Genomic DNA, 26669 nt, shown 5'->3' with positions numbered 1-26669 from the left:
TCGGAGTTCCCCGATGACGTTCGTCGAGGACGCGACGCTCGGCGTCCACATCCTCGCGGGGTTCGCGGCGCTGTTCGCCGGATTCGGCGCGATAGTCACGACGAAAGGTGGTCGTCGCCACCGGCGTGCGGGGAGAATTTACGTCGCGGGGATGACCGTCGTCGCGGTCACGTCGCTCGTGTTGTTCGCCCTCGCGCCGACCCGCGGGCGGACGTTCCTCGCGCTCGTCGCGGTGTTCAGCTACTACTTCGTCTTCTCGGGCGACCGCGTCCTCTCGCGGAAGCGCCCGACCGACGGGCCGGAACCGCTCGACTGGGTCGCGGTCGGCCTGCTCACCGCCGCCGGCGTCGGCCTCCTCGCCATGGGCGCGCTCCGGTTCCTCGCCGGTGACGGTTTCGCCACCGTGATGCTCGTGTTCGGCGCGGCGGGTACCGGCTTCGGCGTCCGCGACCTCGCCACCTTCCGCCGCGAGCGCGCCGCGTCGCGCGAGTGGTTCTTCGAGCACATCGGTCGCATGGGAGGCGGCTACATCGCCACCGTCACCGCCTTCTCGTCGGTCAACTTCGACTTCCTCCCGACCGTCGCCGCGTGGCTCTGGCCCACCGTCGTCGGTACGCCGCTCATCTTCGTGGCCATCCGGAAGTACAAACGCGGGCCGTCCGGTGCGGCCGCCTCGTCCGCGGATTGACGCCGGTCCGAGGGTGGTCGGTCGCCTCGCAGTCTGCGCATTCTCTCTTATCGACGTTCCGCTCACCACCACGAACAGCGGCGCTCACCGGCGAATCCGTCACCAGCACAAAATAACAATATATGGATACAGAATAACAGCACTTATTATCTTTAACAGATTTTCTAATAACATGAGAACGAAGACCCGACGTGGGTTCCTCGCGACAGTCGCCGGAAGCGCCGCCGTCGGCCTCGCGGGTTGTCTCGGCGGTGATAACTCGTCCGATTCGGCCGGTTCGACCGACTCACCCGCCGCCTCGGAGACGACGGCGACGGCTTCCTTTTTCGTCTTCGGCGACGTGGCGCGCCACGTCGCTGGCGATGCCGCGTCCGTCGAGACGCTCGTCCCCATCGGCCAGCACGGCCACGGCTGGGAACCCGGCCCGGACGTGCAGGGTCGGGTGCTCGAATCCGACCTGTTCGTCCACGGAATGCCCGGTTTCCAGTCGTGGGCCGACGACATCCGCACCTCGCTCGAAGCCGACGACTCGGGTGTCTCCGAAGTCGACGCTTCCGCCGACGTGGAACTCCACGAAATCGGAGCGGACGGCCACGTCCACGACGACGAGACGGAACACCACGACGAAGAGGCGCACGCGACCGAGACGCACGAGGAGACGCATACGAACGAGACGCACCACGAGGCGACCGAACACCACGACGACGAGCACGCCGAGGAGTCGGAGACCCACGACCACGGCGCACTCGACCCGCACTTCTGGCTTGACCCCACGCGGGTCGCCACCGCGACGGAGACGCTTCGCGACGCCTTCCAGTCGGTCGATGCCGCGAACGCCGACGCCTACGCCGCGAACGCCGAGTCCTACCGCGAGACGCTCTCGGAACTCGACGCCGCGTTCGAAGACGGCCTCGCGGACCGCGACCGCGACGTGCTTCTCGTCGCCGGCCACGACGCCTACGGCTACCTCGCCGATCGCTACGACCTCGAAATCGTCGCGCTCACCGGCATCTCGCCGGACGAGGAGCCGTCGCCGCGGGACATCGAGCGGGCGCAGGCGACCGTCGAGGAACACGACATCCGACACGTCCTCGCCGACCCGCTGGAGTCCGACCGCGCCGCGCAGCAACTCGTCTCCGAGACGGACGCCGAGGACGTGCTCCCGCTCACGCCGCTTCCCGGCGTAATGACTGAGTGGGAGGAAAACGACTGGGGGTACGTGGACATCATGCGCGAGGTGAACCTCCCGTCGCTCCGGACGGCGCTCGGCGCGCAATGACGGCCGTCTCGCTCAGCGACGTGACTTTTTCGTACGGCGACGTCCCGGTCGTGGACGGGGTTTCGCTCGACGTGCCCGAAGGCGAGTTCCTCGGGCTCGTCGGCCCGAACGGGTCGGGAAAGAGCACGCTCCTGACGCTGATGCTCGGCCTCCAGCGCCCGACCCGCGGCGAGGTGCGACTGTTCGACCGCCCCGCCCACGAGTTCTCCGACGGCGAGCGCGTCGCCTACGTCGCACAGGACGCGACGGACGCGGCCCGCGACATGCCCGTCACCGTCCGCGAAGTCGTTCGGATGGGGCGCTACCCGCGGAACCTGTTCGGCCGCTTCTCGGCCGCCGACCGCGAGGCGGTCGCCGCGGCGCTCGACCGCGTCGATATCGCGGATCTCGCTGACCGCCGGGTCGGGGCGCTCTCCGGCGGCCAGCGACAGCGCGTGTTCGTCGCCCGCGCGCTCGCGGCCGAAGCCGACCTGCTCGCCCTCGACGAGCCGACGGTCGCCCTCGACGCCGAGTCCCGCGCGGCGTTCTACGACCTCCTCGGCGACCTGAACGAACGTGGGATGACGGTCGTCCTCGTCGAACACGACATCGGCGTCGTCACGGCCCGCGCGTCCCGAATCGCCTGTCTCAACAAGCGGCTGTACTTCCACGGCGACCCCGACGACTTCGCCGACAGCGACGCCCTCGCCGCGGCCTACGGCGCGAACCAGCGCGTGCTCGACCACGACCACGGTCACGCCCACACCGAACCGGAGCGCGACCCGTGACCGGTCTCGTCGCGCTCGCGGCGACCGACCTCCTCGCGGTCGGCCCTTTCGCAGTCGATTTCCTCGCGTCCGACTTTCTCGCGTCCGACTCCCTCCCGCCGCTCCTCGTGGCCGACGCGTTCACGGGACTGTTCGATTGGTTCCTGACGGCGGTCGTTGGCGGCGCGTTCTCGTGGCTCGCCGGCGTCACCGGCCTCGACTTCCTCGGCTATCCCTACATGCAGCGGGCGTACCTCTCGGTGCTCTGTATCGGCGTCGTCGGCCCGCTCGTCGGGTCGTTCCTCGTCTACCGCGACCTCTCGATGGTCGGGGACACGCTCGCCCACACCGCCTTCGCCGGGGTTGCGCTCGCGCTCTTTCTCGACGCGACGCTCGGCCTCGCGGTCCCGCCGCTCTTGGGCGCGCTCGTCGTCGCGGTCGTCGCGGCGCTCGTCGTACAGGCGCTCATCGAGTACACCGATGCCCGGAGCGACGCCGCGCTGGCGATGGTTCTGACCGGCGGCTTCGCCCTCGGGAGCGTGCTCATCTCGCTGACCGGCGGCGGCATCTCGGTCGGCATCAACCAGTATCTGTTCGGCTCGCTGGCGACCGTCTCGCGGGCCGACGTGGGCCTCCTCGTCGCGATGGGGCTCGTCGTCGTCGGCTCTGTCGCGGTCGCCTACCGGCCGCTCGTCTACGTCACGTTCGACGAGACGGCCGCCCGCGCCTCGCGGCTCCACGTCCGCGCCGTCAACACGCTCCTGTCGATTCTCACCGCGTTCGTCGTCGTCAGCGCGATGCGAATCATGGGCGTCATCCTCGTCGCGGCGCTGCTCGTCATCCCCGTCGTCACCGCCTCCCGGCTCGGGCGGAGCTTCAAGCAGTCGCTCCTGTACGGCGTTCTCGCGGGCGAACTCGCCGGTCTCGCCGGCGTCACCGTCGCGTACCTCTACGGGCTCGCCGCCGGCGGCTCCATCGTCCTCGTCGCGCTCGCGGGCTTCGTCGCCGTCGCCGCCGGCCGCCGTCTGGCCTGAACGCGCCTCGTTTCGGCCCTCCCACCGAACCCCGGCCGCGCCGACTCCAGAGCGACTCCGGAGAGCCCGGCTGCGACTCCGGAGAACCCCCGCCGCGACGCCGACCTTGCCAGAACAACTGATTTTACCACGACCCGACGATTTCCGGTTCTATCAGCGCCGGTAGTCTGGTATCCATATTGCAATATCCCTCCCGTATCTGTGTTCTCAGGCCGCCTCAAGGCAATTAGCGGCAATACGGGGTTATCTCGTTTGATACCGCTCGCGAATACTTATCACTTTACTCTCACACTCGTTCGTATGGAACTCGAGCGAAACGACCGGGAACCGGCCGCCGGAGACGGGCCCGCCTCCCGACAGCACGACGCGTATTCCGGCCCCGGTGCCGCCGGCGCGGCGACAGACGAGGTCCTCGACGACGTGGACGACGTCGACGACGCGACCGACGAAATCGGCACGGCCGTCGCCGAACTCTCCCGCGCCTCCGAGAGCGTGGCCGTCAGCGCACAGGAGATAAGCGACCTCGCGGGCGACCAGTCCACTAACATGCGGGAGGTCGCCGGCGAGGTGTCGAACCTGAGCGCCAGCGTCGAGCAAATCGCCTCCAGCGCCGACCAGACGAAGGCGATGAGCGACCAGGCGCGCGACCTCGCCGCCGAGGGCCGAAGCTCCGCCGACAACGCCGCGGACGCGATGGAGACCGTCGACGACGTGACCACCGACGTGTACGACGAAATCACCGCCCTCCGCGCGAAAGTCGACCAGATAGACAGCGTCGTCGAGGTCATCAACGACATCGCCGACCAGACGAACCTGCTCGCGCTCAACGCCTCCATCGAGGCCGCTCGCGCCGGCGAGGCGGGAGCCGGCTTCGCCGTCGTCGCCGACGAGGTCAAGAGCCTCGCCGAGCAGTCCCGCGACAGCGTCTCCGAAATCGAGGCGGTCGTCGGTGACATTCAAGAGACGACCGAGACGACCGTCGACAACATCGAAGAGGCAAACGAGGAGGTCAACGACGGCATCTCTGAGGTCGACGCGGCCGTCTCCGCGCTTCGGAACATCGACGCCGCGGTCGGCGAGGCGGCCGCCGGCGCGGAGGAGGTCGCCCGCGCGACCGACCAGCAGGCCGCGAGCACCGAGGAGGTGGCGAGCCTCGTCGACGAGACCGCCCGGGGCGCGGAGGAGGTCGCCAACGAAATCGACCAGGTCGCCGCGGCCACAGAAGAGCAGACGGCGAACATCTCGGAGGTCGCGCTCCTCGTCGACCACATCGACGACGAGGTGGACGACCTCGAAGACGAACTCGACGCGGCCGAAGACGGGCGCTTCGCCCGGGGTGCGTAGATGTCGCACACCGACGCGCCCGACGGCGCGCTCGCGGAGCCGACGCAGGTCCTCGAATTCGAACTCGGTGAGGAACGGTACTGCGTCATCCTCGACGCCGTCACCGAAATCATCGACCGCACATCGGCGCGCTCGCTGCCGGACTCGCCGCCGCACGTCGTCGGCGCGATGGACTACCGGGGCGCGACGACGATGCTCGTCGACACGGCCTCGCTCCTCGGCGTGGGTTCGAACCCCGACGCCTCCCGCGTCGTCGTCTTCGACGCCGCCGCCGAGGACGCGACCGCCTTCGGCTGGCTGGTCGACGAGGTCGACCGCGTGACGGAAATCGACCCCGAGGCCGTCGACGACGCGCCGTTCGGTGACGAACTCACCCGCGGCGTCGTCAGGACCGACGACGGCCTCGTCGTCTGGGTCGACCCGCCGGCGGACGAGTAGGCCGACCGCACCGTAGCAGGTCGGCCGGCACGGTTGCAGCCCGACCGCACCGTACTTTCTTGAACGCTCCCGCGAACCACTCGGACGATGAATACGCGTCGGGATGCCGCCGTCGATAGCTTCGATTCCTTTCGGCAGTTCATCGGGCTCGAACGCGACGTGCTCGTCCTCTCGGTGGCGATGTTCGCGTTCAGTCTCTCGTTTCAGATGACCGGGCGGTACGTCCCCGAGTACCTCCGAGTGCTCGGAGCCGGCGCGACCGTCGTCGGCCTCTACGGGAGCGTCGGCAACCTCATCGGCGCGCTGTACCCGTATCCGGGCGGCGCGCTCTCCGACCGACTCGGGTCCCGCCTCTCGCTCACGCTGTTCGGCACACTCTCGTCGGCCGGCTTTCTCTTCTGGTTCGTCGCCCCGCAGGTCCCCGAGGTGACGCTCGCGGGCGTCTCGCTCGAACCGTGGCTCTGGATTTTCGTCGGCCTGTTTCTCACGCAGGCGTGGAAGTCGTTCGGCCTCGGCGCGACGTTCGCCATCGTCAAACAGAGCGTCCCGCCGGAGCGGCTGGCGATGGGGTTCGCCAGCACCGAGGTGTTCCGCCGCATCGGCTTCCTCCTCGGACCGCTCATCGCGGCCGCGCTGCTGGCGGCGACGGCGACGTTCGTCGAGGGCTTTCGGTACGTTCTCATCGTCGCCGCGGCGTTCGGCATCGTCGCCACCGTCGCCCAGCACCTCCTCTACAACGCGGGCGAGGACTCGCTGGGCAAGTCGTTCGAGGGGCTCGCACAACTCCGCGACGACCTCCGGTCGCTCCCCGAGACGCTTCGGCCGCTCCTCGTCGCGGACACGCTCGTCCGGTTCGCAAACGGGATGGTGTACGTCTTTTTCGTCATCGTCGTCACGGAGTTCCTCGAAGTCGGCTTCACCGGCTTCGGCGTCTCGCTCCGCCCGGACGCCTTCTTCGGCGTCCTCCTCGGCGTGGAGATGGTCGTCGCGCTCCTGACGAAGCTCCCCGTCTCGAAGCTCGCCGAGCGAACCGGACTCAAGCCGGTCGTCGGCCTCGGGTTCGCGGTGTACGCCGTCTTCCCGGTCCTCCTCATCTTCGCGCCGGCGGACCAGTGGGTCGTCGTCGCTCTCTTTGCGTTCTCCGGGCTCCGGTTCGCCGGCCTCCCCGCGCACAAGGCGCTCATCGTCGGCCCGGCGGAGCGAAACGCCGGCGGGCGGGTGACGGGCGCGTACTACTTCGTGCGGAACACCATCGTCATCCCGAGCGCGGCCCTCGGCGGCTGGCTCTACGCGCGCGACCCGACGCTCGCGTTCTCGGTCGCGTCGCTCGTCGGGGTGGTCGGCGTGGTCTACTTCGCCCTTCGCGGCAAGGAGTTCGCGGCGTACGCCGGCGGGGCCTGACGCTCAGATACCGGGTGCGCCCCGCGATAGAGACGGTCTGAGCCGCCGATACGGCATTTTAACGGCAGTGTAACCAGTTCGGCTGGTGGCCGGTCGCTCCGCCTCCGACCACACAAAGATTGAACTTCGTTAACATACATCTTTGTTCATGGATATAGGAATCCTCGGTGCTGGTCGACTCGGTGGGACGTTGGCCCAGCTTTTGGTGGAGTCGAACCACGAGGTGGCGATAGCCAACGACAGCGGAGTCGAGTCGCTCGAAGACCTCTCGGAGACGCTCGGCCCGCAACTGCGCCCGGTGGAACCGAAGCAAGCCGTTCGGTTCGGTGACGTGGTCTTTCTCGCGATTCCGTTCCGCGAGCGCGACTCGCTGCCCGACGCGGCCCGGTTCGCGGAGAAAATCGTGGTCGACGCGATGAACCCCTACACGGAGAACTTCCACGTCATCGACCTCGGCGACGACACCTCCTCGGAGCTCGTCGCGTCTCAACTCCCGGACGCGAAGCTGGTCAAGTCGTTCAACACCATCCACTGGGAGACGCTCCGGGACCTCGGCCACCCGGACCTCCCCGAATCCGAGCGCCTCGCGGTCTTCCTCGCCGGTGACGACTCGGACGCCAAAACGCGCGTCGCCGGTCTCATCCGTGACATCGGATTCGGCCCCGTCGACGTCGGCGGTCTCGTCTCCGGCGGCGAACTGTTGGAGCCCGGCTCGGCGCTCTACAAGCGCGAAATCACGGTCGAAGAGGCGCAAGACACCGTCCAAACGCTTCGTGCCCGGCAGGGATGACCGTCGTCACCGCAAAACTATCATGGTTTTTGATTGTGTATGTTCGGCACCAGATTCCCCGCGTCGAGTACCACTCCTGTATCCGTTCGATTCCGTGACAGTCACGAATTACAACTGTTCACAAATAGCATGGATTTAAGGGTCACCGTCGCACACAGACGCCTGTTAAGGCACCCATGATGGCACAGACGAACGACTGGAAGGACTCGCGCGTGACGTACGACGAGTCGACCGGCTCATACCGGGTCGACCGCGATTCTTCCGAACTCCTCAGCACGAACGTTGTATTGAGTATTGCGGCAATCGAGGGCGTCCGCCCCACGCAGCTTCCGCCGCTCGCACAGACTATCGACCCCGACGCCCTCGAAACGGTGTTCGGCTGTTCCGAAGACGCGATTCTCTCTTTTTCTTACGCGGGCTACCGCGTGACGCTCGACGCGCTCGGTTCTATCGAAGTGGTCCCCATCGGCGACTCCCAGCCCCTCCAGTGAGGCGACTCGCCGCCTAACCGCCGACCACTCACCGCTCACTCGCCCCGACGAGTGGCGACGCGCCCCCGATTCGGTACGCCGACCCCGCGACTCGTCCGCGCTCGCGGTAGGTGCCGCCTGACCGACTGGTCGTGACAGTAGGCGAAACATACCAAAACGTCCTGTCACCGTCTCCCACGGTATGTTCGGAACGAGTGGAATCAGAGGTCCGGTTGGCCGAACCGTGACCGCCGAACTCGCCCTTCGAATCGGCCGCGCGGTCGGCTGCGACGCCTGCACCGTCGTCGTCGGCCAGGACGCTCGGCTCAGCGGCGATGTCCTCGCTGACGCCGTGAGCGCCGGGGTCCGCGAGTGCGGCGCGAACGTGGTCCGACTCGGCGTCGTCTCGACTCCGACGGTCGCCCGCGCGGTCGGCTGGGCCGGCGCGGACGCCGGCATCGGAATCACCGCGTCTCACAACCCCGCCGCCGATAACGGCCTGAAGCTCTGGACGCCCAGCGGCCGCGCCTTCGACAAGGCCCAGACGCGCGACATCGTCCACCGGCTCAACCGCGACGAAGTGTCGCTCGCCCCGTGGGACGAACTCGGAGCAGAGCGCGCGTGGCCCGACGCGGCGGCCCGCCACGTGAGCCACCTCGTCTCGTCGTTCGACGACCTCGACGACGTGTCCGTCGCGTTCGACCTCGGTAACGGTACGGGTCGCGTCTCCGTCGACGCGCTCTACGAACTCGGCGCGACGGTCAACACCATCGACGGCCAGCAGGACGGTCGGTTCCCCGCCCGAAAGAGCGAGCCGAACGCCGAGACGCTCACGGCGCTCCGCCGAACCGTCCCCGCGCTCGGCGCGGATGTTGGCCTCGCCCACGACGGCGACGCCGACCGCCTCGTCGCGGTCGACGAGACCGGCGCGTACGTCCCCGGCGACGCACTGCTCGCGCTGTTCGCGCGCGACGCCGTTTCCCCGGGTGACGCCGTCGCCGTCCCCGTCGATACGAGCCTCCTCGTGCAGGACGTGGTCGAATCCGCCGGCGGCCGCGTCACCTACACCCCGGTCGGTGACGTCCACGTCGCCGAGGCGGTCGCCGAACCCGGCTACGTCTTCGGCGGCGAACCCTCCGGCGCGTGGATTTGGCCCGACGAGACGCTCGCGCCCGACGGTCACTACGCGGCGCTCAAACTCACCGACCTCGTTGCCCGCGGCGCGCCGCTGTCCGAACAGGTCGCCGACCTCGGCGGCGCGGGGTACGCCACCCGCCGCGCGAGCCTCTCGTTCGACGACAAACACCAGGCGATGGACCGCATCGCCCGCGACATCCACGCGACCTACGACGAGGTCGACACCATCGACGGCATCCGCGTCGACACCGACGACGGCTGGTTCCTCGTTCGCGCCAGCGGGACCGAACCGCTGGTCCGCATCACGGCGGAGGCCCGCGACGAGGACGACGCCGACCGCCTGTTCGAGGACGTTCGCTCGCTCGTCGAGGGCGCGCGCATCGTCGCCTGAAGCGCTCGATTTTGTGACCCGTCCGCCTCCTCGCCCGAGGGTAGTTCAGTTCGCGCACGCGAGCGACCGTTCTCACGGTTTATGTACCGTGACGCCCGACCTCCGCGTAGAGCGACGATGCACCACGACTCTCCGCCGCGCGACTGTTCGACGGGTTCGCTCACGCGCCGCGCCGCGACGAAAGCCGTTTCACTCGGCGCGCTCGCGGCCCTCGCGGGCTGTCTCGGCGGCGGTTCGAACGCGGGGCCGACGCCCGAACCGGTCGACCTCTCGGGCGGGAAGGAAGACGACCAAGGCGGGATGGTCATCGGCCTCCACGCCGGCCCGAACGGACAGATTTTCTACCGCGACAACGCGCCCGAGAGCCACGATACCCCGGCGTGGTTCCACACCCTCAGCATGGGGCTGTTCCCGTACTACTTCGAACACCGGGAGCGGGGTTGGGAGGCGACGGCGGTGTACGTCACGGACTACTCGACCGTCGACTACGAACTCTCGACCGAGGGCGGTGACACGTTCATCTCGACGCACACCGGCGCGGACACGTTCGGTGACGCCACCGAGATGACCTACGTCGTCGAAAGCGAGGTGCTCGGAGGAATGGGTAAAGACCTGATTCCCTTCTCGTCGGAGTCCGACGCCGACGGATTCGCCGCCGAACACGGCGGGAAGACCGTGGTGTTCGACGACGTGGCGCCCGAGTGGCTTCGCGGCTACATGCGGTCGTAGCGCCTCGCACCGCCGCTGTCGTCGGGTGAAAACAACGAGCCGCTCGGCGGCGCTCAGAAGGAGTTGTCGGGGACGCGGACGCCGTCGACGTAGACCGACACCGCGTCGGTCGACCGGAAGTCGGTGATGTCGCCCGCGAACTGGTAGCGCCGCGAGTCGTCGCTGACGGTTCCCTCGGCGGCGGGCCCGACCGTTCCGGTCGTGCTGAGCGCGCCGTTCGACTGGAGCGGTGAGATGGACCCGCTGACCGTCACTTCGAACGACGAGATGGAGCCAGTGCCGGCGACGACGAGCGTGTGCCCGTCGCCGTCGGCCGACTCGCCTGTCTGTTCCGTCGCCGAGCCGAGCCCAGAGAACCCCGCGAGCGCGCCGGCGGCCGATACCGACCCGCACAGCGCGAGGTATTTGCGTCTACCGACGTCGTCGTCAGTCGTCGTCTCTGGGTCCTGCCCGGTGGACCGTTCTCTTACCATGTCTCAGGGGTTGCGGATTACACCCATAAATGTTGCGATAATTACATTAGTAGGAATACATGAATGTCTATCGATGATATTATTGGCGGTGTTACTGTTCGATTTGACGACAAATCCTGTCGATTCGTTCGAGGGACGAAAACGCTTGACTGCGCTCTCTTATTCTCGAATTAATCCGTTTCTTATGGCCGCATTAATCCCGTATTTAGGACGCCGGTTCGAATATCCGAGTTCTGATATTTTTGGCGTTCCCTGAGTGTACTAACTTCTGATACGAATGCTCGGCGTGGTGCGCCGCAGTCCGCTGCCCGCGGGTATCACGCCGCTTCACGCCTCGATCTCCGCTTACACTCCGACCGGGTCGGCCGGGGCGGCTCGGCGTCGAGCGTCGTCGGATGCGGTCGCGCTCGGTGTGGGTTCGGTGCGGTCAGCTCTCGACGGGGTCGGACGGAATCAGCGCTCGGTGCGGTCGCTCGGGTCGAACCGGCGGCGAAAGGAGGAGGGGGCCAAACGAGACCGCGGGGACCGATGCGGCCACCAGCGACGAGCCGTTCTCGTCTTCGGTTTCTTCGGGGGCGAGCGTCCCACTCGCGCCCGCGAGCGTTCGAACGGACGGTTCTTCTGTTCTGCGGGCGTGCGCTATCCGAGGAACCCGACGCGTCGGTTTTCCCAGTCTCGGCGTTCGACGATGGACTCGCGCCCTTTCTCGGACATCTCGTAGAAGTTCGTCCGACGGTCGTGTTGTCCCTTGTTGACGTACCCCTGTTCGACGAGGGCGTCGAGGTTCGGGTAGAGCCGACCGTGATTCACCTCCCCGACGTCCTTGCTGATCATCTCTTTAATCTCCTGCCCGGACGGGCGCTCTGCGCCGGCGATCACGTACAGCAGGTCGCGCTGGAAGCCAGTCAGTTCGAACATGTAGTCTCGAATCTAAGTATCGCCGCCATCGGGTATTGTTAGCCACCTCTATACTGGACAATTGGCTTCCTTACCGCCGTTGTCGCGAGTTTGCTCCCGTTTCGGCGTGAGGGCTTTTCTCGAAATCCACGAGATGTGTAATCATCTCCGAGACCGAGATAACTCCCTCCCGCTGACGGTCTGCATCCCGGTAACTATCGCGTGAAGATGAGCTTAATATCCGAGAGTGAGTGACTCGTTGCCTCCCGGAAACGTCACGATAACAAAGGTCGGGTGCGGTGTAGTACGACCCAACCGGGTCAGGTCCCCCTTTCGCACCGCGTGCGGGACCACCCCCGCACACGACGATGAAAACGCTATCAAAAGACGAGCTATTCCGCATCCTCAGCAACTCCCGGCGGAGGCAGATTCTCTACTTCCTCCATCGGGCGGGCGAGGCGATCTCGCTGAAGGAACTCGCAGCGATGGTCGCTGCTCGGGAGAACGGAACGGCGGTCGAAGACGTGACCGACGAAGAGCGACAGCGCGTGTACATCTCGCTGTACCAGACGCATCTCCCGAAGCTCGAAAGCGCCGGGCTGGTCGATTACGACGACGAAGAGCGGTCGGTCGAACTCGTCCCGAACGTCGCCAAGCGGGGGTTCTTCTGGATGCAGTCCGGCGCGAGCGAGTCGTGGAGTCGGTACTACGCGCTGCTCGGCGCGCTCAGCTGGGCGCTCATTCTCGGTCTGTGGGCGGGGCTCCCCGGATTCGCGCTCGTCTCGTGGAGCGCCGTCGCGGTGTTCGTCTCCGCGGCGCTTCTCGCGTTGGTGCTCGCGCAGTATCTCTCGGAACGGAACGGGGGAACTTCGGCCGACGCCTTCGAGGCGCTCGTGGAATAACCGCGCAATAAACACCGTCTTCTCACGACGCCCGAAAGCCCCGTCCTGGACGGTTCGCGTATTCTCAGTCGATGCTACTGTCCAATCGTCGTGTTCACGTCCCTAACTGACAGCCCAGAATTAACTCCCCGCTCGGTGACCATGTGTGTGCACGAGAAACCGACACACGTCGTCGTCTCCTGGTAGGATTTCCGTACTATCGGATCTATTGAAAGTCTGAGTTGGTATAGATTGTTACAGCCACTTTACTCGCAGATTTTGAGACCCTAACAGTCGGAGAAATCAGAGTGTGGGATTGTCAGACAAGTATATATCCTCGTTTAACCTATTAGTTCACTGACCCTCTGTATCTGGGGCGCGCTTGGTGGGGCGCATCCAAAGGTTGTGGTCTGTGCAACGCGTCTCGTGGTCTCCCCTCTCGACGACCATGTCACGCGGTAGCACCCGACTACACAGTGGGGGAGGAAGGAACAATGGTTACCGATTCACTGCAAGCCGACACCGACGTTGCTGACCAGACGACGAACGAACAGCTCGCGGAGACAACTGGTGGGTCTCACGCGATTGCAGAACAGCAGCAACAACCCGAAGTTGAAGCGCTCTCGAAGGACATCGTCTTCGAGATTCTGAAGAACCAGCGCCGACGCGACGCGCTCCGATATCTCAAGGAGAACGACGGCGAAGCGAAGCTCGGCGACATGGCCGAGTTCATCGCCGCGAAGGAAAACGGCATCGAGATTAAGGCGCTGTCGTCGAGTCAACGAAAGCGCGTGTACATCGGTCTGTACCAGTGCCACCTGCCGAAGATGGACTCGGCGGGCATCGTCGACTTCGAGAAGAACCGCGGTGACATCACGCTTCTCGACACCGCGAAACAGCTCGACCAGTACCTCGACGGCGACATCGTCAGCACCGACGCCGACGACGAGCAGTCGGCGTCGCTCGCCGCGTCGCCGAAGCGGAACCTCGCTATCGCCGCCGGCGTGGCCGCGACCGTCTCCGGCGGACTGCTCGGCGTCCCCGGACTCGAACAGGTCCCGGCCGCCGGCTGGGCCGTGTTGAGCACCGCGACGCTCATGGCCGTCACCGCGATGGAGTCGTACAAGGACCGCCTCGACCTCTGAGTGGGTCAGTCCTCGTCGCGTCCGCGACGATACCGATTTCGAACGACTGCACCCGGATTTTACTTCGCTCCGCTTTCGAACAGCCGCGGTGCTCGGCCCGACTCTTTCCGTTTCCTCTCCCCGCTGTCTGCCCTCCTTTTCCCTCCTCCCGCCGAATCAGCTCTCCCCGGCTCCCCCACCGCTGTCAGCTCTCACTCCGCGGGTGTGATTCGCAGTCCATGCGACCGACGCGGCGGCTTCGTCGCGCCGCGACACTGTCGGGGGGACACCCTCCGATTAGGCGCGTCCGAACCGTCTGCCCCGTCGATTTCGGACTGTGGTCTCCGCTTGCAACAGTCTCACACGCGACCCTAACGCGAGACCGGTTCGGGGAACTCGCTGTATAACAATCCCCGTCGCGGTCCCTGTTGCTTTCATGACTCGCACACCGTCACGGTCACGTTCCGAACGCCCGTCGCTCGCGGGAGGGTGCGCATGAACGACCGTCTCACCGAGGCGGTCGTCCTCGCGGCCGGCGAGGGGCGGCGGCTCCGCCCGCTCACCACCTTCCAGCCGAAGCCGATGCTCCCGGTCGCAAACCGACCGGTCGTCGAGTACGTCCTCGACGCGCTGTTCGAGTCCGGTATCGAGCGGGCCGTCGTCGTCGTCGGCCACCGCGCCGACCGCATCCAATCGCATCTCTCTGCGACGTACCCCGACGCGGACATCGAGTTCGTCCACCAGGACACCCGGCTCGGAAGCGGTCATGCGCTCCTCCTCGCCGAGGAGCTCGTCACCGGCCCGTTCGTCGTCTGCAACGGCGACAACGTCATCGACGCCGACATCGTCTTGAAGGCGCTCGAACGCTTCTCGACGACCGACTCGGTGGCGACCATCGCGGTCGCCGAGTCCGACACGCCCGAGGAGTACGGCGTCGTCGTCGAGGACAACGGTCGCATCGCCGACATCGACGAACACGCCGTCGACAGCGAGGGCTATCTCGTCAACGCGGGCGTCTACGTCTTCGACGACGCCGTCTTCGAGGCGCTCCGGCGCACCCCGCCGCACGACGGCGAGACGCGGCTTCCCGACGTGATTCACTACCTCGACGGGCACGTCACGTCCGTCCTCGTCAACGGCGGCTGGCTCGACCCCTCCCACCCGTGGGGGCTCCTCTCCGTGACCGAGACGCTCCTCGCGCGCAGACACGACGACGCGGTCGCCGCGTCGGCGCGGGTCCACGAGCGCGCGCTCCTCGGCGACCACGTCGTCGTCGGCGACGACTGCGACGTGGGGCCGGGCGCGGTCGTCAGCGGTGGCTCGTGCCTCCAGAACAACGTCTCCGTCGGCGCGAACAGCGTCATCGAGCGCTCCATTCTCTCGACCGACGCGCGGGTCGGCGCGGGCGTCGTCCTCCGCGACTCCGTCGTCGGCCCCGGCGCGACCGTCGGCGACGGCGTCGTCTCGCCCGGCGGCCGCGCCGATGTCATCCTCGAAGGCCGGCTCTACACCGACCGCCGCCTCGGGAGTATCATCGGTGACCGCGCCGAGGTCGGCGCGAACGTGACGCTCACGCCCGGGAGTCGCGTCGGTGCTGAGGCCGTCGTCGGCCCCGGCACGGTCTTACACGGCGACGTTCGCGAGCGCGTGGAGGTGACTCACTGATGTGCGGCATCACCGCCTGCATCGGCGCGGACGACTCCGTGGACTCGCTCGTCGACGGCCTCCAGCGACTGGAGTACCGCGGCTACGACTCGGCCGGTATCGCCGTCAAAAACGGCTCGGGCATCTCGCTGACGAAGCGCGTCGGCGAGGTCTCCGAACTCGTCGCGGCCGTCGAGCAGAACCCCATCGCCGGCGACTACGGCATCGGTCACACCCGCTGGGCGACCCACGGCGGCGTCACCGACGGCAACGCCCACCCGCACACCGACGAGTCGGGCCGCATCGCCGTCGTCCACAACGGCATCATCTCGAACTTCCAATCGCTCCGGAGCGACCTCGAAGCCCGCGGCCACGTCTTCAGCAGCGAGACCGACACCGAGGTCGTCCCGCACCTCATCGAGGAGAACCTCCGCGACGGCGCGACTCCCGAGGAGGCGTTCCGCGCCGCGGTCGGCAGTCTCTCGGGGAGTTACGCCATCGCGGCCATCATCGGTGACGAGGAGGCCATCTTCGCGACCCGCTCCGGGTCGCCCCTCGTTCTCGGCGTCGGCGACGACGAGTACTACCTCGCCAGCGACGTGCCCGCGTTCATCCAGCACACGGCGCGCGTCATCTACCTCCACGACGGCGACTTCGTCGTCACTCGCTCGGACGGCTACGAAATCACCGATTCGGCCGGCCGCGCGGTCGACCGCCCCGTCGAACACGTCGAGTGGGACCCCGAGACGGCGACGAAGGGCGGCTACGAGCACTACATGTACAAGGAGATTCACGAACAACCCGGCGCGCTCCGGCGGACCACCCAGAGCCGGCTGAACACCCACGCCGGCGGCGTCGAACTAGAGGAGTTCCCGCCGGAGTCGTTCGCCGACGTGCAGCAGGTCCACCTCCTCGCGATGGGCACCTCGCACCACGCCGGAATGTACGCGGCGTCGCTGCTCAACTCCCGGGGCATCCCCGCCTACGCGTTCATGGCCGGCGAGTACTCGGTCATCAAGCCGCCGGTGACGCCCGACACGCTCGTCGTCGCGGTCAGCCAGTCGGGGGAGACAGCCGACACCCTCGACGCCGTGCGCCGCGCCCGCGCCGCCGGCGCGCGGACCCTCGCGGTCACGAACGTCGTCGGCTCGTCGATAACCCGCGAGTGCGACGACGAACTGCTCATCCGCGCCGGCCCGGAAATCGGCGTCGCGGCCACCAAGACGTTCTCGTCGCAGGTGACGGCGCTGACGCTCCTCACCGAGCGCATCGTCGAGGACGTGACCGGCGCGAAGTCGCCCGCCGCGCGCGACCTGATGGAGGCGCTGTCGCGGCTCCCGGGCGACGTACAGGAGGTGCTCGACACCTCGATGGCCCGCGAAATCGCCATCGAGTACGAGGGCAGCGACGCGTACTTCTTCATCGGTCGCGGGGTCGCCCACCCCGTCGCCCTCGAAGGCGCGCTGAAGTTCAAAGAAATTTCCTACGAGCACGCCGAGGGGTTCGCCGCCTCCGAACTCAAACACGGCCCGCTGGCGCTCGTCACGCCACTGTCGCCGGTGTTCGCTATCTTCACGGGCCACGAGGACGAGGCGACGCTGAGCAACGTCAAGGAGGTCCAAGCTCGCGGCGCGCCCGTCATCGCCATCACGAGCGACCGCTCGGGCGAAGTGACCGAGTTCGCGGACCACGTACTCAGAATCCCGGACACGCATCCCGACATCGCCGGCGTCCTCGCCAACGTCCAACTCCAGCTCGTCGCGTACCACGCCGCGGACCTGCTCGAACGACCCATCGACAAGCCGCGCAACCTCGCCAAGTGCGTCACCGTCGAGTGAGCCGTGAGCGAGCGGTGCGGTCGTGGCGGGTCTCACCGGCGCGTTCCGACGTTTCGAACCCATTAATTCGCCGCAGTCGTTCGGTTTCGGTCCCCGGTCGCTGTTTTCAGAGATTCGAGACTGTTCGTGGATAAGCGAAGCTTATCTCGATTGTAGGCACCGATTACATATTACCCGCCCGCGTCAGGTAACATGCGATGACCCGACGCGACCTCGTGGACGACGTTCTTTCGGCTTCTGACGGGCCTCCCGGCCCACTGACCGACGAGAGCGACGCCGCGGCGGCGGCCGACGAGACCGATATCACCCCAGAGTCGTCCGACGACGACCTCCTCGACGCGCTCGGAGACGACGTTTCCCGGAGCGTGCTGTTGGCGTGCAACCGCGCGCCGATGACCGCCGAGGAGCTCGCCGAGAGCTGCGAGGTCTCCGAATCGACCATCTACCGCCGACTGGAGACGCTTTCGAGCCTCGGCTTGGTCGAACGGACCCAGCGAGTCGACGCGCCGAGCAAGACGTGTTACGAGACGGCCGTCGACGGCCTCTCGATTCACCTCGGCGACGGCCTCCGCGTCGAGGCGGGGTCGAGCAACTACGTCGTCGACGCGATGCGCACGCTTCTGGCCGCGATAGACGTCCAGCAGCTCGCGTACGACCGCGAGCAAAACAGCGTTGACGTTCGGTTTCGACTGGCTCCGACCCTGCTCGACTCGCTGGTCGAACTGTACGTCAGAGACACGAATTCGCGCGAGAAGTAATCCGCCGGCCGCCGAGTCCGCGTCGCTCGCCGCGACGAGCGACCCTATCGCCGCCACGACCCGTCGACCTCGCCGAGGACGAGCGCGAGCGCGTCCCTCGCGCGGCCGACCGCGATGAGTTGGCGGGCGGCCGCCGCAGTGACCGGACCGATGGACTGCGAGGCTTCGAGTCCGGCGACGATGTCGGGGACCTCGGCGGCGAACCACGAGCGAACGTCGGCCCCGAGTTCGTCGTCGACTTCCGCGGGGGTCCGAGAACGGGGCGCGTCGGAAATCATACTGAACGTACACGCTTGTGGGGCATAGTTAGGACGCTGTTCTCTCCCGGTAACGACTTCCTTCCGGGCGAGTCGACCGGTTTCGCGTCCCGACTCGCCGGTCTCGCATACCATATTATTGCAAAGAATGATAACCCGTTGTAGCGTTCTCCCGGTAATGTCTCTCAGCGAACTCATCTCCGGCGTCGCCGCCTCGGAACGAACGCTGACGGTGTTCAATCCGACGCCAGGCGTCGTCGAGCGACTCGCCGAGCATTTCGCGGAGCGAAACGTCTCGGTGGTGTCTGCGAGTTCCGACGAGGGTCCGTCGAACTACGCGGTGCTGGGTACCGGCGACGAGTTCCACACGGCCGTCTCGGTCGACGACCTCCTCGCGCACCCCGAGGACGTCGAACCGGGGTTCGAACGCGACTCGTACGCGCCGATTCTCGACCACCTCGACGAGACGCTGTTTACCTCCTACGACCGGCAGCAGATGCTCAACGCCACCCGCGAAATCGAGGACCGCGCGTGGCGCGTCGGCGCGGGCGAACTCCACTCGGGCTTCCAGTCGGGCGGGAACCTCCGCCCGCAACTCGAAACGTACCGCCGCCTCGGCAGCCGCGACGACCTCTCGGTCCACGCGTACATCTACCCGAACGGCGAGGTCCCGCAGGCCGACCAGTTCCAACTCCATCTCGCGCGCTCCGACGAAATTCGGCGCTCCTGGTTCGTCGCCTACGACGGCAACGGCGTCGGTGACTACAAATGCGCGCTCGTCGCCGAGGAGACCGAACCGGGGTTCGGCTTCACCGGCTTCTGGACGTACGACCCCTCGACGGTCGACTACATCGTCAACCACCTCGTCTCGTCGTACTCGATTATCGAATCCGATGGCTCTGGCGACGACGCGGACGACGGCTGCCAGCTGACTGCTTGACCGAGCTCTCGTCGGCAGCCGAGTGCTCCCCGGAACCAAGAAAATCAATTCGGAGAACTGGACGCGAATACTTAGGAGCGCCCGCTTGGAATCGGGCGTATGGTTGACGGAATTCTCCTCGACGCCTCGCACCTGAAAGGCAAAGTCAAGGGCGGTCGCGCCGGGGCCGAAATCGCCGGGATGAGCTACGTCGGCTACGAACTCGCGGTCACGGAGCGGAGCATCCACGTCTACGGCGACCACTGTAACGCCGACATCCAAGACGAGGAGTACCGCTACCTCGTCATCCCGCTCGATTCGGTCCGGGGAATCGAGTTGAAGGACCTGTCGGACCGGGGCCGCTGCGTACAGATTCACGGGCCGGACGACGGCGTGACGCTCTACTCGGAGAATCAATCGAGCCTCTCGAAGAACCTCAAGCGCGTGTTTCTCCTCCTCTCGCGGCTGCTCGCCTGAGCGACCCGGTCGGCTGGTCGGCAGCCAGCCGGTAGTCGGTCGGTGATGGGTCAGTCGGAAGCCGGCCGGCCGATCTGTCGGTCCGGAGCCGAATCAGGTAACGTTTCGAAAGCAGGTGTACTAACCGAACTGCTAAAGAGGGTCGAACTCGATGTGGGGATATGGCCACGGATATGACCCTCGACGACGCCCCCTGCCCCATCATCGACTCGCTGAAGCAAATCGGGTCGCAGTGGCGTCTCATCGTCCTCCACGACCTCCAAGACGGTGAAAAGCGGTTCAACGAGCTGAAGCGTTCGACCGGCGCGAGCTCGCGGACGCTCTCTCGCGTCCTCGACGACTTGCAGGAACACGGCTTCGTCGACCGCCGGATGGAAGAGGACGCGCCGGTGGCGACGTACTACTCGCTGACCGACAAGGGCGTCTCGCTGTGCCCGGTGTTCGACGAGATACAGGAGTGGGCCACCGAGTGGCTCGACGCCGAGCGCGAGGAGTCGGCCGAGAGTGAGACGGTGCAGTCGACGGCCTGAACCGCGCTCCGCGCCGCGCTACGCTTCGAGCGGGTCGCCGTCCGCCGTCTCGACGATTTCCGCGTGGACGTCCGCGACGGTGACCGAGTCGAGTTCGTCGAGCATCGCCTGAATCGCCGGTTCGAGCAGTTCGCCGAGCACCGGCTGGATGTGTTCGCCGACGGTGCACTCGTCGTTCGGTTCGTTCGTGTGGAAACAGAACGGCTCGGCGTCCTCCACCGCCTCGTAGATGTCGCGAAGCGTGATGGCGTCCGGCTCGTGGGCCAGCGTGAAGCCGCCGGTCGGGCCGCGCTTGGAATCGACGAGGTCCGCCTCCCGAAGCGAACACAGGAGCTGCCGGATGACCACCGGATTCGTGTTGACGCTCCACGCGAGACGGTCGGAAGACAGCCGCTCGTCGCTCCGCACCGCCAAGTTAGTCAGCACGTGCGTCGCGACGACGAATCGGCTGCTGTTCGACATACACGTTCTTTGGAGCTACGGGCATTTTAGATTTCACGGTGCTGCGCCGATTTCGCCGGATTCGTCGCGGAACCGACGTTTCTCAACCCCTCTCTCGACTCGGAGACCCGATGTTCGGCTTCGACGACGAGAACTGACCGAATGGAGGCTTCGAATCGTCGAAACGGAGACTCGGGGTGGTGCCGTCGGCCGGTCGCTCAGCGCGACGGCCGATTCAGCCTTCGTCTCGTCCCGGTCGCGTCTCGTCTGTGCCGTCCTCGTCGGCGCTCGTCGGGAGCGCGTCGACGTCGGTCGCTCGCATGAGCGCGATGACCACGTTGTCGGCGACCTCGGCGGCGAACCGCCGTTCGTCGCTCCGCCACCGTCGCGGCTCGCCGACGTGTTCGTGACAGACGACGCCGACGACTTCGCCGCCCGACCTGACCGTCGCGTCGAGCAGCGACGTGATGTCCTTCTGTTCGAGGTAGCCGTCCCGAAGCTCTGCGGTCGCGGGGTCGGTCCGAACGTCGTCGACGCCGAGCGCTCGATTCGTCTCCAGCGCCGCGAAGTACGACGGGTAGTTCGAGGCAGTCAGCGTCGTCCCGACGTTGTGCTCGCCCGACAACCGGTCGTACTGGTCGACACAGCGGAGCGTCTCGGCGTCGTCGAACAGCCAGACGCTCGCGCGCTCGACGTCTAACACCGTCGCCATCGTCTCGGTGATTCGCGGCAGCGCGTCCTCGAACGAGCCCGCGATGACCGTCTCGTCGGTCGCGAGGTCGATGAGCGCCCGCTGTTGGCGCTCCCGTCGCTCTCGCTCGCGGTAGGCCTCGGTCACGTCGCGGAACACGGCGACGACGCCCTCGACCGACCCGTCGTCGGTCCTGATGGGCGACATGCTGTCTTCGATGTAGCGCTCGTCGCCGTCGCTCGTCACGAGTTTCGTTCCCGCGGCGAGTTCGACCGGCCCGTCCGCGTCGGCGACGCGTCGCACCGGGTCGATGCGCTCGCCGGTCGCGCCGTCGACGAGGTGGAGCACGTCCGAAAGCTGCTTGCCGACGGCGGCCTCGGCGTCGTAGCCGGTTATCTCCTCGGCGGTCCGGTTCAGTTGGACGACCGTCCCGTCGGCGTCGGTGGCGACGACGCCCTCGGCGATGGAATCGAGGGTGACGCGGAGATACGCCTCGCGCTCGCGGAGTCGCCGTTCCGCGCGCCGGTGTTCCGTGATGCGGACGAGCGTCTGCCGGAGGACGCCGTACTGCGCCGTCGGGTCGCCGCCCTTCTGGAGGTAGCTGTCCGCCCCGAGGTTCAGCGCCTCGATGGCGACCTCCTCGCGGCTCCGCCCGGTGAAGATGACGAAGGGAATGCCGGAGTCGCGCCCGTCGCGGAGCTCCGACAGCAGTTCGAGTCCAGACATTTCGGGCATCTGATAGTCGGAGACGACCGCGTCGAACGACTCCGATTCGAGGAGTCGCAGCGCCCGCCGCGGCGAGTCGGTCGTCTCGACCTCGATACCGTCGTCCGACGATTCGAGAAACCGCTTCGTCAGCGCCAACAGCCCCTCGTCGTCATCGACGTAGAGCACGCGTATCGCTGACGACTCCCCCTCGATTACGTCCATGCGCTGTGGCTGTTGTTCGGCGGTCTGTCTGATAACTGTTTGGCAGATTAACTGTTATCCGATTGTCAAAACCTATCCGACGCGTGTTCGTTCACGCCTCGCTCACTCGTCTCTCCCGTCCGTCTCGTCCGCAGCCTCTCGCTCGTCGATGCGGTCGTAGAGGACGGACTCGCCGGGTTTGACCGTGCCGCCGGTCGGGATTCTGACGCCCGCGTTCAGCGAGGCGTTGATGCCGGTTTTCACCCCGTCGCCGAGGACGACGCCGTACTTCCGGCGACCCGAGGAGACGAGTTCGCCCTTGAGCATCTGCCGGACCGGCTCGCCGTCGTGGCGGAGGTTCGCCACCTTCGTCCCCGCGCCGAAGTTCGCGTCGCGGCCGAGGAGGCTGTCACCGACGTACGAGAGGTGGCCGACCGTCGCGCCCTCCATCAGGACGCTGTTTTTCACTTCGACGGCGTGGCCGACCTTGGCGTGTTCGCCGATAAGCGTGCGCCCGCGGACGTAGGCGTTCGGCCCGACCGTGGCCCCGCTGCGGACGAGGACGGGTCCCTCGATGACCACGCCCGAGCGGACCGTCGCGCCCGCCTCGACGACGACCGGTCCGTCGAGTTCGGCGCGCTCGGACACGTCGCCGTCGATTCGCGGGTCGAGTTCGTCGAGTTTCCACTCGTTGGCTTCGAGGAGTTCCCACGGCCGCCCCACGTCGAGCCAGCGGTCGAAGGCGACGCCGCGCACGTCGTAGGCCTCGCAGGTCGCCGCGAGCACGTCGGTCAGTTCGAGTTCTCCCCGGTCGCTCTCGGCCACGTCGAGCCAGTCGTGGGCCTCGGCGGGGAAGACGTACGCGCCGGCGTTGACGAGGTCCGACGGTGGGTCGGCGGGCTTCTCGACGACGCCGGTGACGAAGCCGCCGTCGTCGGTGTCGAGGACGCCGTAGGAACTCGGGTCGTCGACGCGGAACGACCCGACCGCGGGCGTCCCCTCGTACAGCGTCGAAAGCGACGGCACGTCGTACAGCGCGTCGCCGTTGAGCACGACGAACGGCTCGTCGGGGTCGAGGTGGGAGGCCGCGGCGCGGACCGCGTCGGCCGTCCCGCGCTGTTCCGACTGGACGGCGAACTCGACGGGGACGCCCCCGCGCTCGTCGCCGAAGTAGTCGCGCACGTCAGCGGCCTCGTAGCCGACGACGAGCGTGATGTCCGTCGCGCCGGCCGCGACGGCGGCGTCGGCGGTGTGCGCGACCAGCGGCCTGTCGGCCACGGGGAGCATGGGCTTGGGTCGGCGGTCCGTGAGCGGACGCATCCGGGTGCCGCGGCCGGCGGCGAGAATGACTGTCTGCATACCCTCCTAAGGGACTGCGCGGAAGAAATGTCTTCGGTCGGAGAAGTACTGAGGCGGGGACCAATCGTGACGTTGTGGGTTGCCTCTGATCCACCTACCGATACCGACTCGAGGTGGCACGGCCGGTACGGCAACTATCCGTCAATATCAGCCTACCAAAACGCTTGCGAACTCCGCGCCGGATTCGAGTCCGATAGCTCGCTCTCGCGCGGTGCGGTCGCTCGTGGACGGTTCGAACCACACGGCCCGCGAACGGCGACTGTGTTGGGGTTACGATGGGTCGGAGATTCGCACGAAACGCGGCGCCGTGTGTTAGTGAACGGACGAACGCCAACGTGTAATAGTTTCGTTCCGCGGCGACGCGAACCGCGTTCGTCGGCGTTATCACCCTCGCACCCTTCGGCTGTGGAGGGTTACGATGGAGATTCGCACAGGACTCTCTTACGGAGACGTATTGCTGGTTCCGCAGCGCTCCCCGGTCGACAGCCGGAGCGACGTGGACCTCTCGACCAACGTGACGCCCGACTTGCGCCTCGACACGCCGCTCGTCAGCGCGGCCATGGACACCGTCACCGAAGCCGACCTCGCGGGGACGCTCTCGGGCCTCGGCGGCCTCGGCGTCGTCCACCGCTTCCTCGATGTGGACGAGCAGGCCGAACAGGTCCGACGCGTCGACGAGGCGGGCGGGACCGTCGCGGGCGCGGTCGGCATCAACGAGGACTACCTCGACCGGACCGAGGCGCTCCTCGACGCCGGCGCGGACGCGATTGTGATGGATATCGCTCACGGCCACATGGAGCGGTGTCTGGACGCAGTCGCGCGGATTCGCGACGAGTTCGACCCCGAAATCGTCGCGGGCAACGTCGTCACGCCGGCGGCCGTCGAGGACCTCTGGAAGGCCGGCGCGGGCTGCGTGAAAGTCGGCGTCGGGCCGGGGTCGCACTGCACGACCCGCGAGGTCGCGGGCGCGGGCTATCCGCAGCTCACGGCCGTCTCGGAGTGCGCCGAGCGGGCGCACGACCTCGGTATCCACGTCATGGCAGACGGGGGGATTCGGACCTCCGGCGACGCCGCGAAGGCGCTCATGGCCGGCGCGGACACCGTCATGATGGGTAGTTTCTTCGCCGGGACCGACGAGGCACCGGGCCGGGTCGTCGAGGTCGACGGCGAGACGTACAAGCGCTCCCGCGGGATGGCCTCCACGGAGGCCGCCGCCGACCGCGAGGACAAACAGAGCGACGTTGACGCCGGCGAGGGCGTCGAGGCGCTCACGCCCTACAAGGGACCGGTCGAACCGCTCGTCGAGGAGTTCCTCGGCGGGATTCGCTCCGGCGTGAGCTACTGCGGCGGTCACACGCTCGCGGACGCCCGGGATAAGGCCTCCTTCGTCCGCGTCGCGGCGAGCGCGAAGAAGCGCGAGGGCGCACACGGCGTCGTCTTCGCCGAGGGTCCCGTCGAGATCGACGAGGAGGCCGAACGCGAGTTGCAGGCCCCGATGGCCGACTGACTCCGGCGTCGTCGCGGCCGACCCGCGACGCGATGCGACGCGATAGAGCGAGGGTGAAACCGCCACGCCGGCGACCGCGCCCTCGCGGAGCGACAGCGCTCGCCTCGACACGTCGGTAGCGTCGCGCTCGTCCGATTGTCAGATTAACCGCTGTTCCTACGTTCATTTTTGAAAACTGCCACGTACTTCGAGTCGATATATACTCCCGGACCGACTCGAAACGCTCGACACCCGAACCGAAAACGGGCCGCCCTCACCGAATCACTCGTCACGACGACAACCGACTTTTCGCTCGAATACACCGCGTGTAGCATCAAAACGCATCGTTCGTCCCGTTTGCGTCGCCCCGAGTGGAACTCGCCCCCGGCCGTCGAAACGCTGACCTCAAATCGAGTGTCCTCTCCTCACGAGAGTCGGTGACGGAAACATATCATACTCGCATGTGTTCCAACCTTAGTGATATGTCCGCCGACGTGCTCGCTCGACTCCGGCCGTGGCGCGTGACGCCCGTATCCGTGTCACGGGTCGTGCCGAGTCGATTCGATTACCATTACAGAGCTATCTTTGTAATTCAAATCGGACTTCGTCGGTTCGTCCGAGCGACGCTGAGACCGACGCGTCCGTCGTCAACTATCGCTCGGAATACGGCACTGCCGAACAACTGTTCCTCACAACAAGACGCTACGAGTACGTCGCGCGGATGCCGATGACGCGGGCGGCCTGCGTCACCATCTCCGGGACCTCCGTGTGGTACCACTCGCCTTTCATCCGGGTGGTCGGGCCGGAGACGCTAATCGCGCCGAGGATGGTTTCGTCGTCGGAGAGAATCGGCGCGCCGACCGCCCGCATGCCGGTGATGCGCTCTTCGTCGTTGAAGGCGTAGCCGCGCTCGCGAATCGTCGCCAACTCGGCTTCGAGGGCGTCGCGGTCATCTATCGTCTTCGTCGTCAGGCGCGTCAGTTCGCCGTCGAGTATCTCGTTTCGACGCTCCTCGTCGCAGAACGCGAGGTAGGACTTGCCGACCGCCGTGGTGTGGAGGTCCACGGTCGTGCCGATGTGCGAGTCGGTCTGGAGGCCCTGTTCGGACTTCACCTGATAGATGTAGACGCCGCGGCCGTTCTCCTCGACCATCACCTGCCCGCGCTCGCCGACGGCCTCGACGAGGTCGTCCATCTCGCCGATGGAGGCGTGGTACAGCGCGTGTCGCGTCCGGGCGTGGTCGCCGAGGTCGAGGAACTTCAGGCCCAGCGCGTACTCGTCGCCCTGCCTGACGACGTAGCCGAGTTCCGCCAGCGTCTTGAGGTGGTTGTGGGCCGTGCTCTTCGAGATGCCGAGGTCGTTCGCTATCTCCGACACCCCGCTCGCGTCGTGGTCTCTGATGTGTTCGACGATGCCGAACGAGGTTTTCGTAGCGCCGATTGTTCCCGCCGCACCGTTTCCGTCCGTGTTCATAGTTATCACTAATCGAGTGCGGTAATAATTGTTACCGTCTCGTTCGGACTGGACGAACGAGTGTT

Annotated in this window: 27 protein-coding genes; 20 read left to right on the top strand and 7 right to left on the bottom strand. The window is 66.6% G+C overall.

Annotation, left to right across the window (positions count from 1 at the left end; genetic code table 11):
• Positions 1-13 precede the first annotated feature (13 nt).
• The 11 genes from ACSR87_RS17405 to ACSR87_RS17355 all read left to right on the top strand — a co-directional run bounded on the left by ACSR87_RS17405 (position 14) and on the right by ACSR87_RS17355 (position 10447).
• Entirely contained in the window at positions 14-688 is a 675-nt protein-coding gene (locus tag ACSR87_RS17405) for a hypothetical protein (protein ID WP_498531471.1), read from the top strand.
• A 172-nt stretch (positions 689-860) separates the two neighbouring features.
• Positions 861-1967: a metal ABC transporter substrate-binding protein gene (locus tag ACSR87_RS17400; RefSeq protein ID WP_498531470.1), complete on the top strand. Its 1107-nt coding sequence runs from the start codon at positions 861-863 to the stop codon at positions 1965-1967.
• A complete protein-coding gene (locus tag ACSR87_RS17395; protein WP_498531469.1) occupies positions 1964-2734 on the top strand; it encodes a metal ABC transporter ATP-binding protein in 771 nt (256 codons plus the stop codon). The genes ACSR87_RS17400 and ACSR87_RS17395 overlap by 4 nt, the downstream gene beginning before the upstream one ends.
• On the top strand, positions 2731-3747 hold the full coding sequence (locus ACSR87_RS17390; protein ID WP_498531468.1) for a metal ABC transporter permease: 1017 nt from the start codon (positions 2731-2733) through the stop codon (positions 3745-3747). Before ACSR87_RS17395 ends, ACSR87_RS17390 begins: the two co-directional genes overlap by 4 nt.
• 300 nt (positions 3748-4047) lie before the next feature.
• Positions 4048-5091, top strand: coding sequence for a methyl-accepting chemotaxis protein (locus ACSR87_RS17385; protein WP_498531467.1), 1044 nt, complete (start codon positions 4048-4050; stop codon positions 5089-5091).
• Positions 5092-5529, top strand: coding sequence for a chemotaxis protein CheW (locus ACSR87_RS17380; RefSeq protein ID WP_498531466.1), 438 nt, complete (start codon positions 5092-5094; stop codon positions 5527-5529).
• A gap of 87 nt (positions 5530-5616) precedes the next feature.
• The gene (locus ACSR87_RS17375) at positions 5617-6930 is read left to right on the top strand and encodes an MFS transporter (RefSeq protein WP_498531465.1); all 1314 of its coding nucleotides are present in this window, start codon (positions 5617-5619) and stop codon (positions 6928-6930) included.
• Positions 6931-7078: 148 nt separating this feature from the next.
• Positions 7079-7720, top strand: coding sequence for an NADPH-dependent F420 reductase (locus ACSR87_RS17370; protein WP_049897163.1), 642 nt, complete (start codon positions 7079-7081; stop codon positions 7718-7720).
• Between the two features lie 176 nt (positions 7721-7896).
• A complete protein-coding gene (gene ddfA / locus ACSR87_RS17365) occupies positions 7897-8211 on the top strand; it encodes a DdfA family disk-determining factor (RefSeq protein WP_008610372.1) in 315 nt (104 codons plus the stop codon).
• A 181-nt stretch (positions 8212-8392) separates the two neighbouring features.
• Positions 8393-9718: a phosphoglucosamine mutase gene (gene glmM / locus ACSR87_RS17360; RefSeq protein WP_498531464.1), complete on the top strand. Its 1326-nt coding sequence runs from the start codon at positions 8393-8395 to the stop codon at positions 9716-9718.
• A gap of 117 nt (positions 9719-9835) precedes the next feature.
• On the top strand, positions 9836-10447 hold the full coding sequence (locus ACSR87_RS17355) for a nitrous oxide reductase accessory protein NosL (RefSeq protein WP_498531463.1): 612 nt from the start codon (positions 9836-9838) through the stop codon (positions 10445-10447).
• A gap of 53 nt (positions 10448-10500) precedes the next feature.
• Here the strand turns inward: ACSR87_RS17355 and ACSR87_RS17350 are convergent, their stop codons facing one another.
• Positions 10501-10920 carry a hypothetical protein gene (locus ACSR87_RS17350; protein WP_498531462.1) on the bottom strand — a complete coding sequence of 140 codons (420 nt, stop codon included), beginning with the start codon at positions 10918-10920 and terminating at the stop codon, positions 10501-10503.
• Positions 10921-11559: 639 nt separating this feature from the next.
• Positions 11560-11838: a PadR family transcriptional regulator gene (locus tag ACSR87_RS17345; protein WP_498531461.1), complete on the bottom strand. Its 279-nt coding sequence runs from the start codon at positions 11836-11838 to the stop codon at positions 11560-11562.
• Positions 11839-12185: 347 nt separating this feature from the next.
• Here ACSR87_RS17345 and ACSR87_RS17340 point away from each other — a divergent pair, with 347 nt between their 5' ends.
• The 5 genes from ACSR87_RS17340 (at position 12186) to ACSR87_RS17320 (ending at position 18062) form a co-directional block, all read left to right on the top strand.
• A complete protein-coding gene (locus tag ACSR87_RS17340) occupies positions 12186-12719 on the top strand; it encodes a DUF7344 domain-containing protein (protein WP_498531460.1) in 534 nt (177 codons plus the stop codon).
• A 473-nt stretch (positions 12720-13192) separates the two neighbouring features.
• Positions 13193-13843 (top strand): DUF7344 domain-containing protein, encoded by a 651-nt coding sequence (locus ACSR87_RS17335; RefSeq protein WP_498531459.1) that lies wholly within the window; start codon positions 13193-13195, stop codon positions 13841-13843.
• A gap of 474 nt (positions 13844-14317) precedes the next feature.
• The gene (locus ACSR87_RS17330) at positions 14318-15487 is read left to right on the top strand and encodes a sugar phosphate nucleotidyltransferase (protein WP_498531458.1); all 1170 of its coding nucleotides are present in this window, start codon (positions 14318-14320) and stop codon (positions 15485-15487) included.
• A complete protein-coding gene (gene glmS, locus ACSR87_RS17325) occupies positions 15487-17304 on the top strand; it encodes a glutamine--fructose-6-phosphate transaminase (isomerizing) (RefSeq protein ID WP_498531457.1) in 1818 nt (605 codons plus the stop codon). The genes ACSR87_RS17330 and glmS overlap by 1 nt, the downstream gene beginning before the upstream one ends.
• A 197-nt stretch (positions 17305-17501) precedes the next feature.
• Positions 17502-18062, top strand: coding sequence for a helix-turn-helix domain-containing protein (locus ACSR87_RS17320; RefSeq protein WP_498531456.1), 561 nt, complete (start codon positions 17502-17504; stop codon positions 18060-18062).
• Between the two features lie 44 nt (positions 18063-18106).
• On the opposite strand, the gene ACSR87_RS17315 is transcribed toward ACSR87_RS17320, so the two are convergent.
• A complete protein-coding gene (locus ACSR87_RS17315; protein WP_498531455.1) occupies positions 18107-18340 on the bottom strand; it encodes a harpin-binding protein in 234 nt (77 codons plus the stop codon).
• 157 nt (positions 18341-18497) lie between these two features.
• On the opposite strand from ACSR87_RS17315, the gene ACSR87_RS17310 reads away from it, so the two are divergent.
• From ACSR87_RS17310 to ACSR87_RS17300, 3 genes are all read left to right on the top strand, one after another.
• Positions 18498-19259, top strand: a complete 762-nt coding sequence (locus ACSR87_RS17310) for a DICT sensory domain-containing protein (RefSeq protein WP_498531454.1) — start codon at positions 18498-18500, stop codon at positions 19257-19259.
• Between the two features lie 99 nt (positions 19260-19358).
• The gene (locus tag ACSR87_RS17305) at positions 19359-19715 is read left to right on the top strand and encodes a hypothetical protein (RefSeq protein WP_004040947.1); all 357 of its coding nucleotides are present in this window, start codon (positions 19359-19361) and stop codon (positions 19713-19715) included.
• A 161-nt stretch (positions 19716-19876) separates the two neighbouring features.
• Positions 19877-20245: a winged helix-turn-helix transcriptional regulator gene (locus ACSR87_RS17300; protein WP_008572290.1), complete on the top strand. Its 369-nt coding sequence runs from the start codon at positions 19877-19879 to the stop codon at positions 20243-20245.
• An 18-nt stretch (positions 20246-20263) separates the two neighbouring features.
• Here ACSR87_RS17300 and ACSR87_RS17295 read toward each other — a convergent pair whose 3' ends face one another.
• The 3 genes from ACSR87_RS17295 to glmU form a co-directional block, all read right to left on the bottom strand.
• Complete coding sequence (locus tag ACSR87_RS17295; protein ID WP_004040945.1) at positions 20264-20707, bottom strand: Rrf2 family transcriptional regulator; 444 nt, start codon at positions 20705-20707, stop codon at positions 20264-20266.
• Between the two features lie 214 nt (positions 20708-20921).
• On the bottom strand, positions 20922-22307 hold the full coding sequence (locus ACSR87_RS17290; RefSeq protein ID WP_498531453.1) for a response regulator: 1386 nt from the start codon (positions 22305-22307) through the stop codon (positions 20922-20924).
• Positions 22308-22409: 102 nt separating this feature from the next.
• On the bottom strand, positions 22410-23645 hold the full coding sequence (glmU, locus tag ACSR87_RS17285) for a bifunctional sugar-1-phosphate nucleotidylyltransferase/acetyltransferase (protein WP_498531452.1): 1236 nt from the start codon (positions 23643-23645) through the stop codon (positions 22410-22412).
• A 418-nt stretch (positions 23646-24063) separates the two neighbouring features.
• On the opposite strand from glmU, the gene ACSR87_RS17280 reads away from it, so the two are divergent.
• Positions 24064-25152 (top strand): guanosine monophosphate reductase, encoded by a 1089-nt coding sequence (locus ACSR87_RS17280; protein ID WP_498531451.1) that lies wholly within the window; start codon positions 24064-24066, stop codon positions 25150-25152.
• Positions 25153-25833: 681 nt separating this feature from the next.
• Here the strand turns inward: ACSR87_RS17280 and ACSR87_RS17275 are convergent.
• On the bottom strand, positions 25834-26604 hold the full coding sequence (locus ACSR87_RS17275; protein ID WP_498531450.1) for an IclR family transcriptional regulator: 771 nt from the start codon (positions 26602-26604) through the stop codon (positions 25834-25836).
• Positions 26605-26669 lie beyond the last annotated feature (65 nt).

The organism is Haloferax sp. SDI50 (genome assembly GCF_059802635.1).
This window is presented reverse-complemented; position numbering and strand designations above follow the sequence as displayed.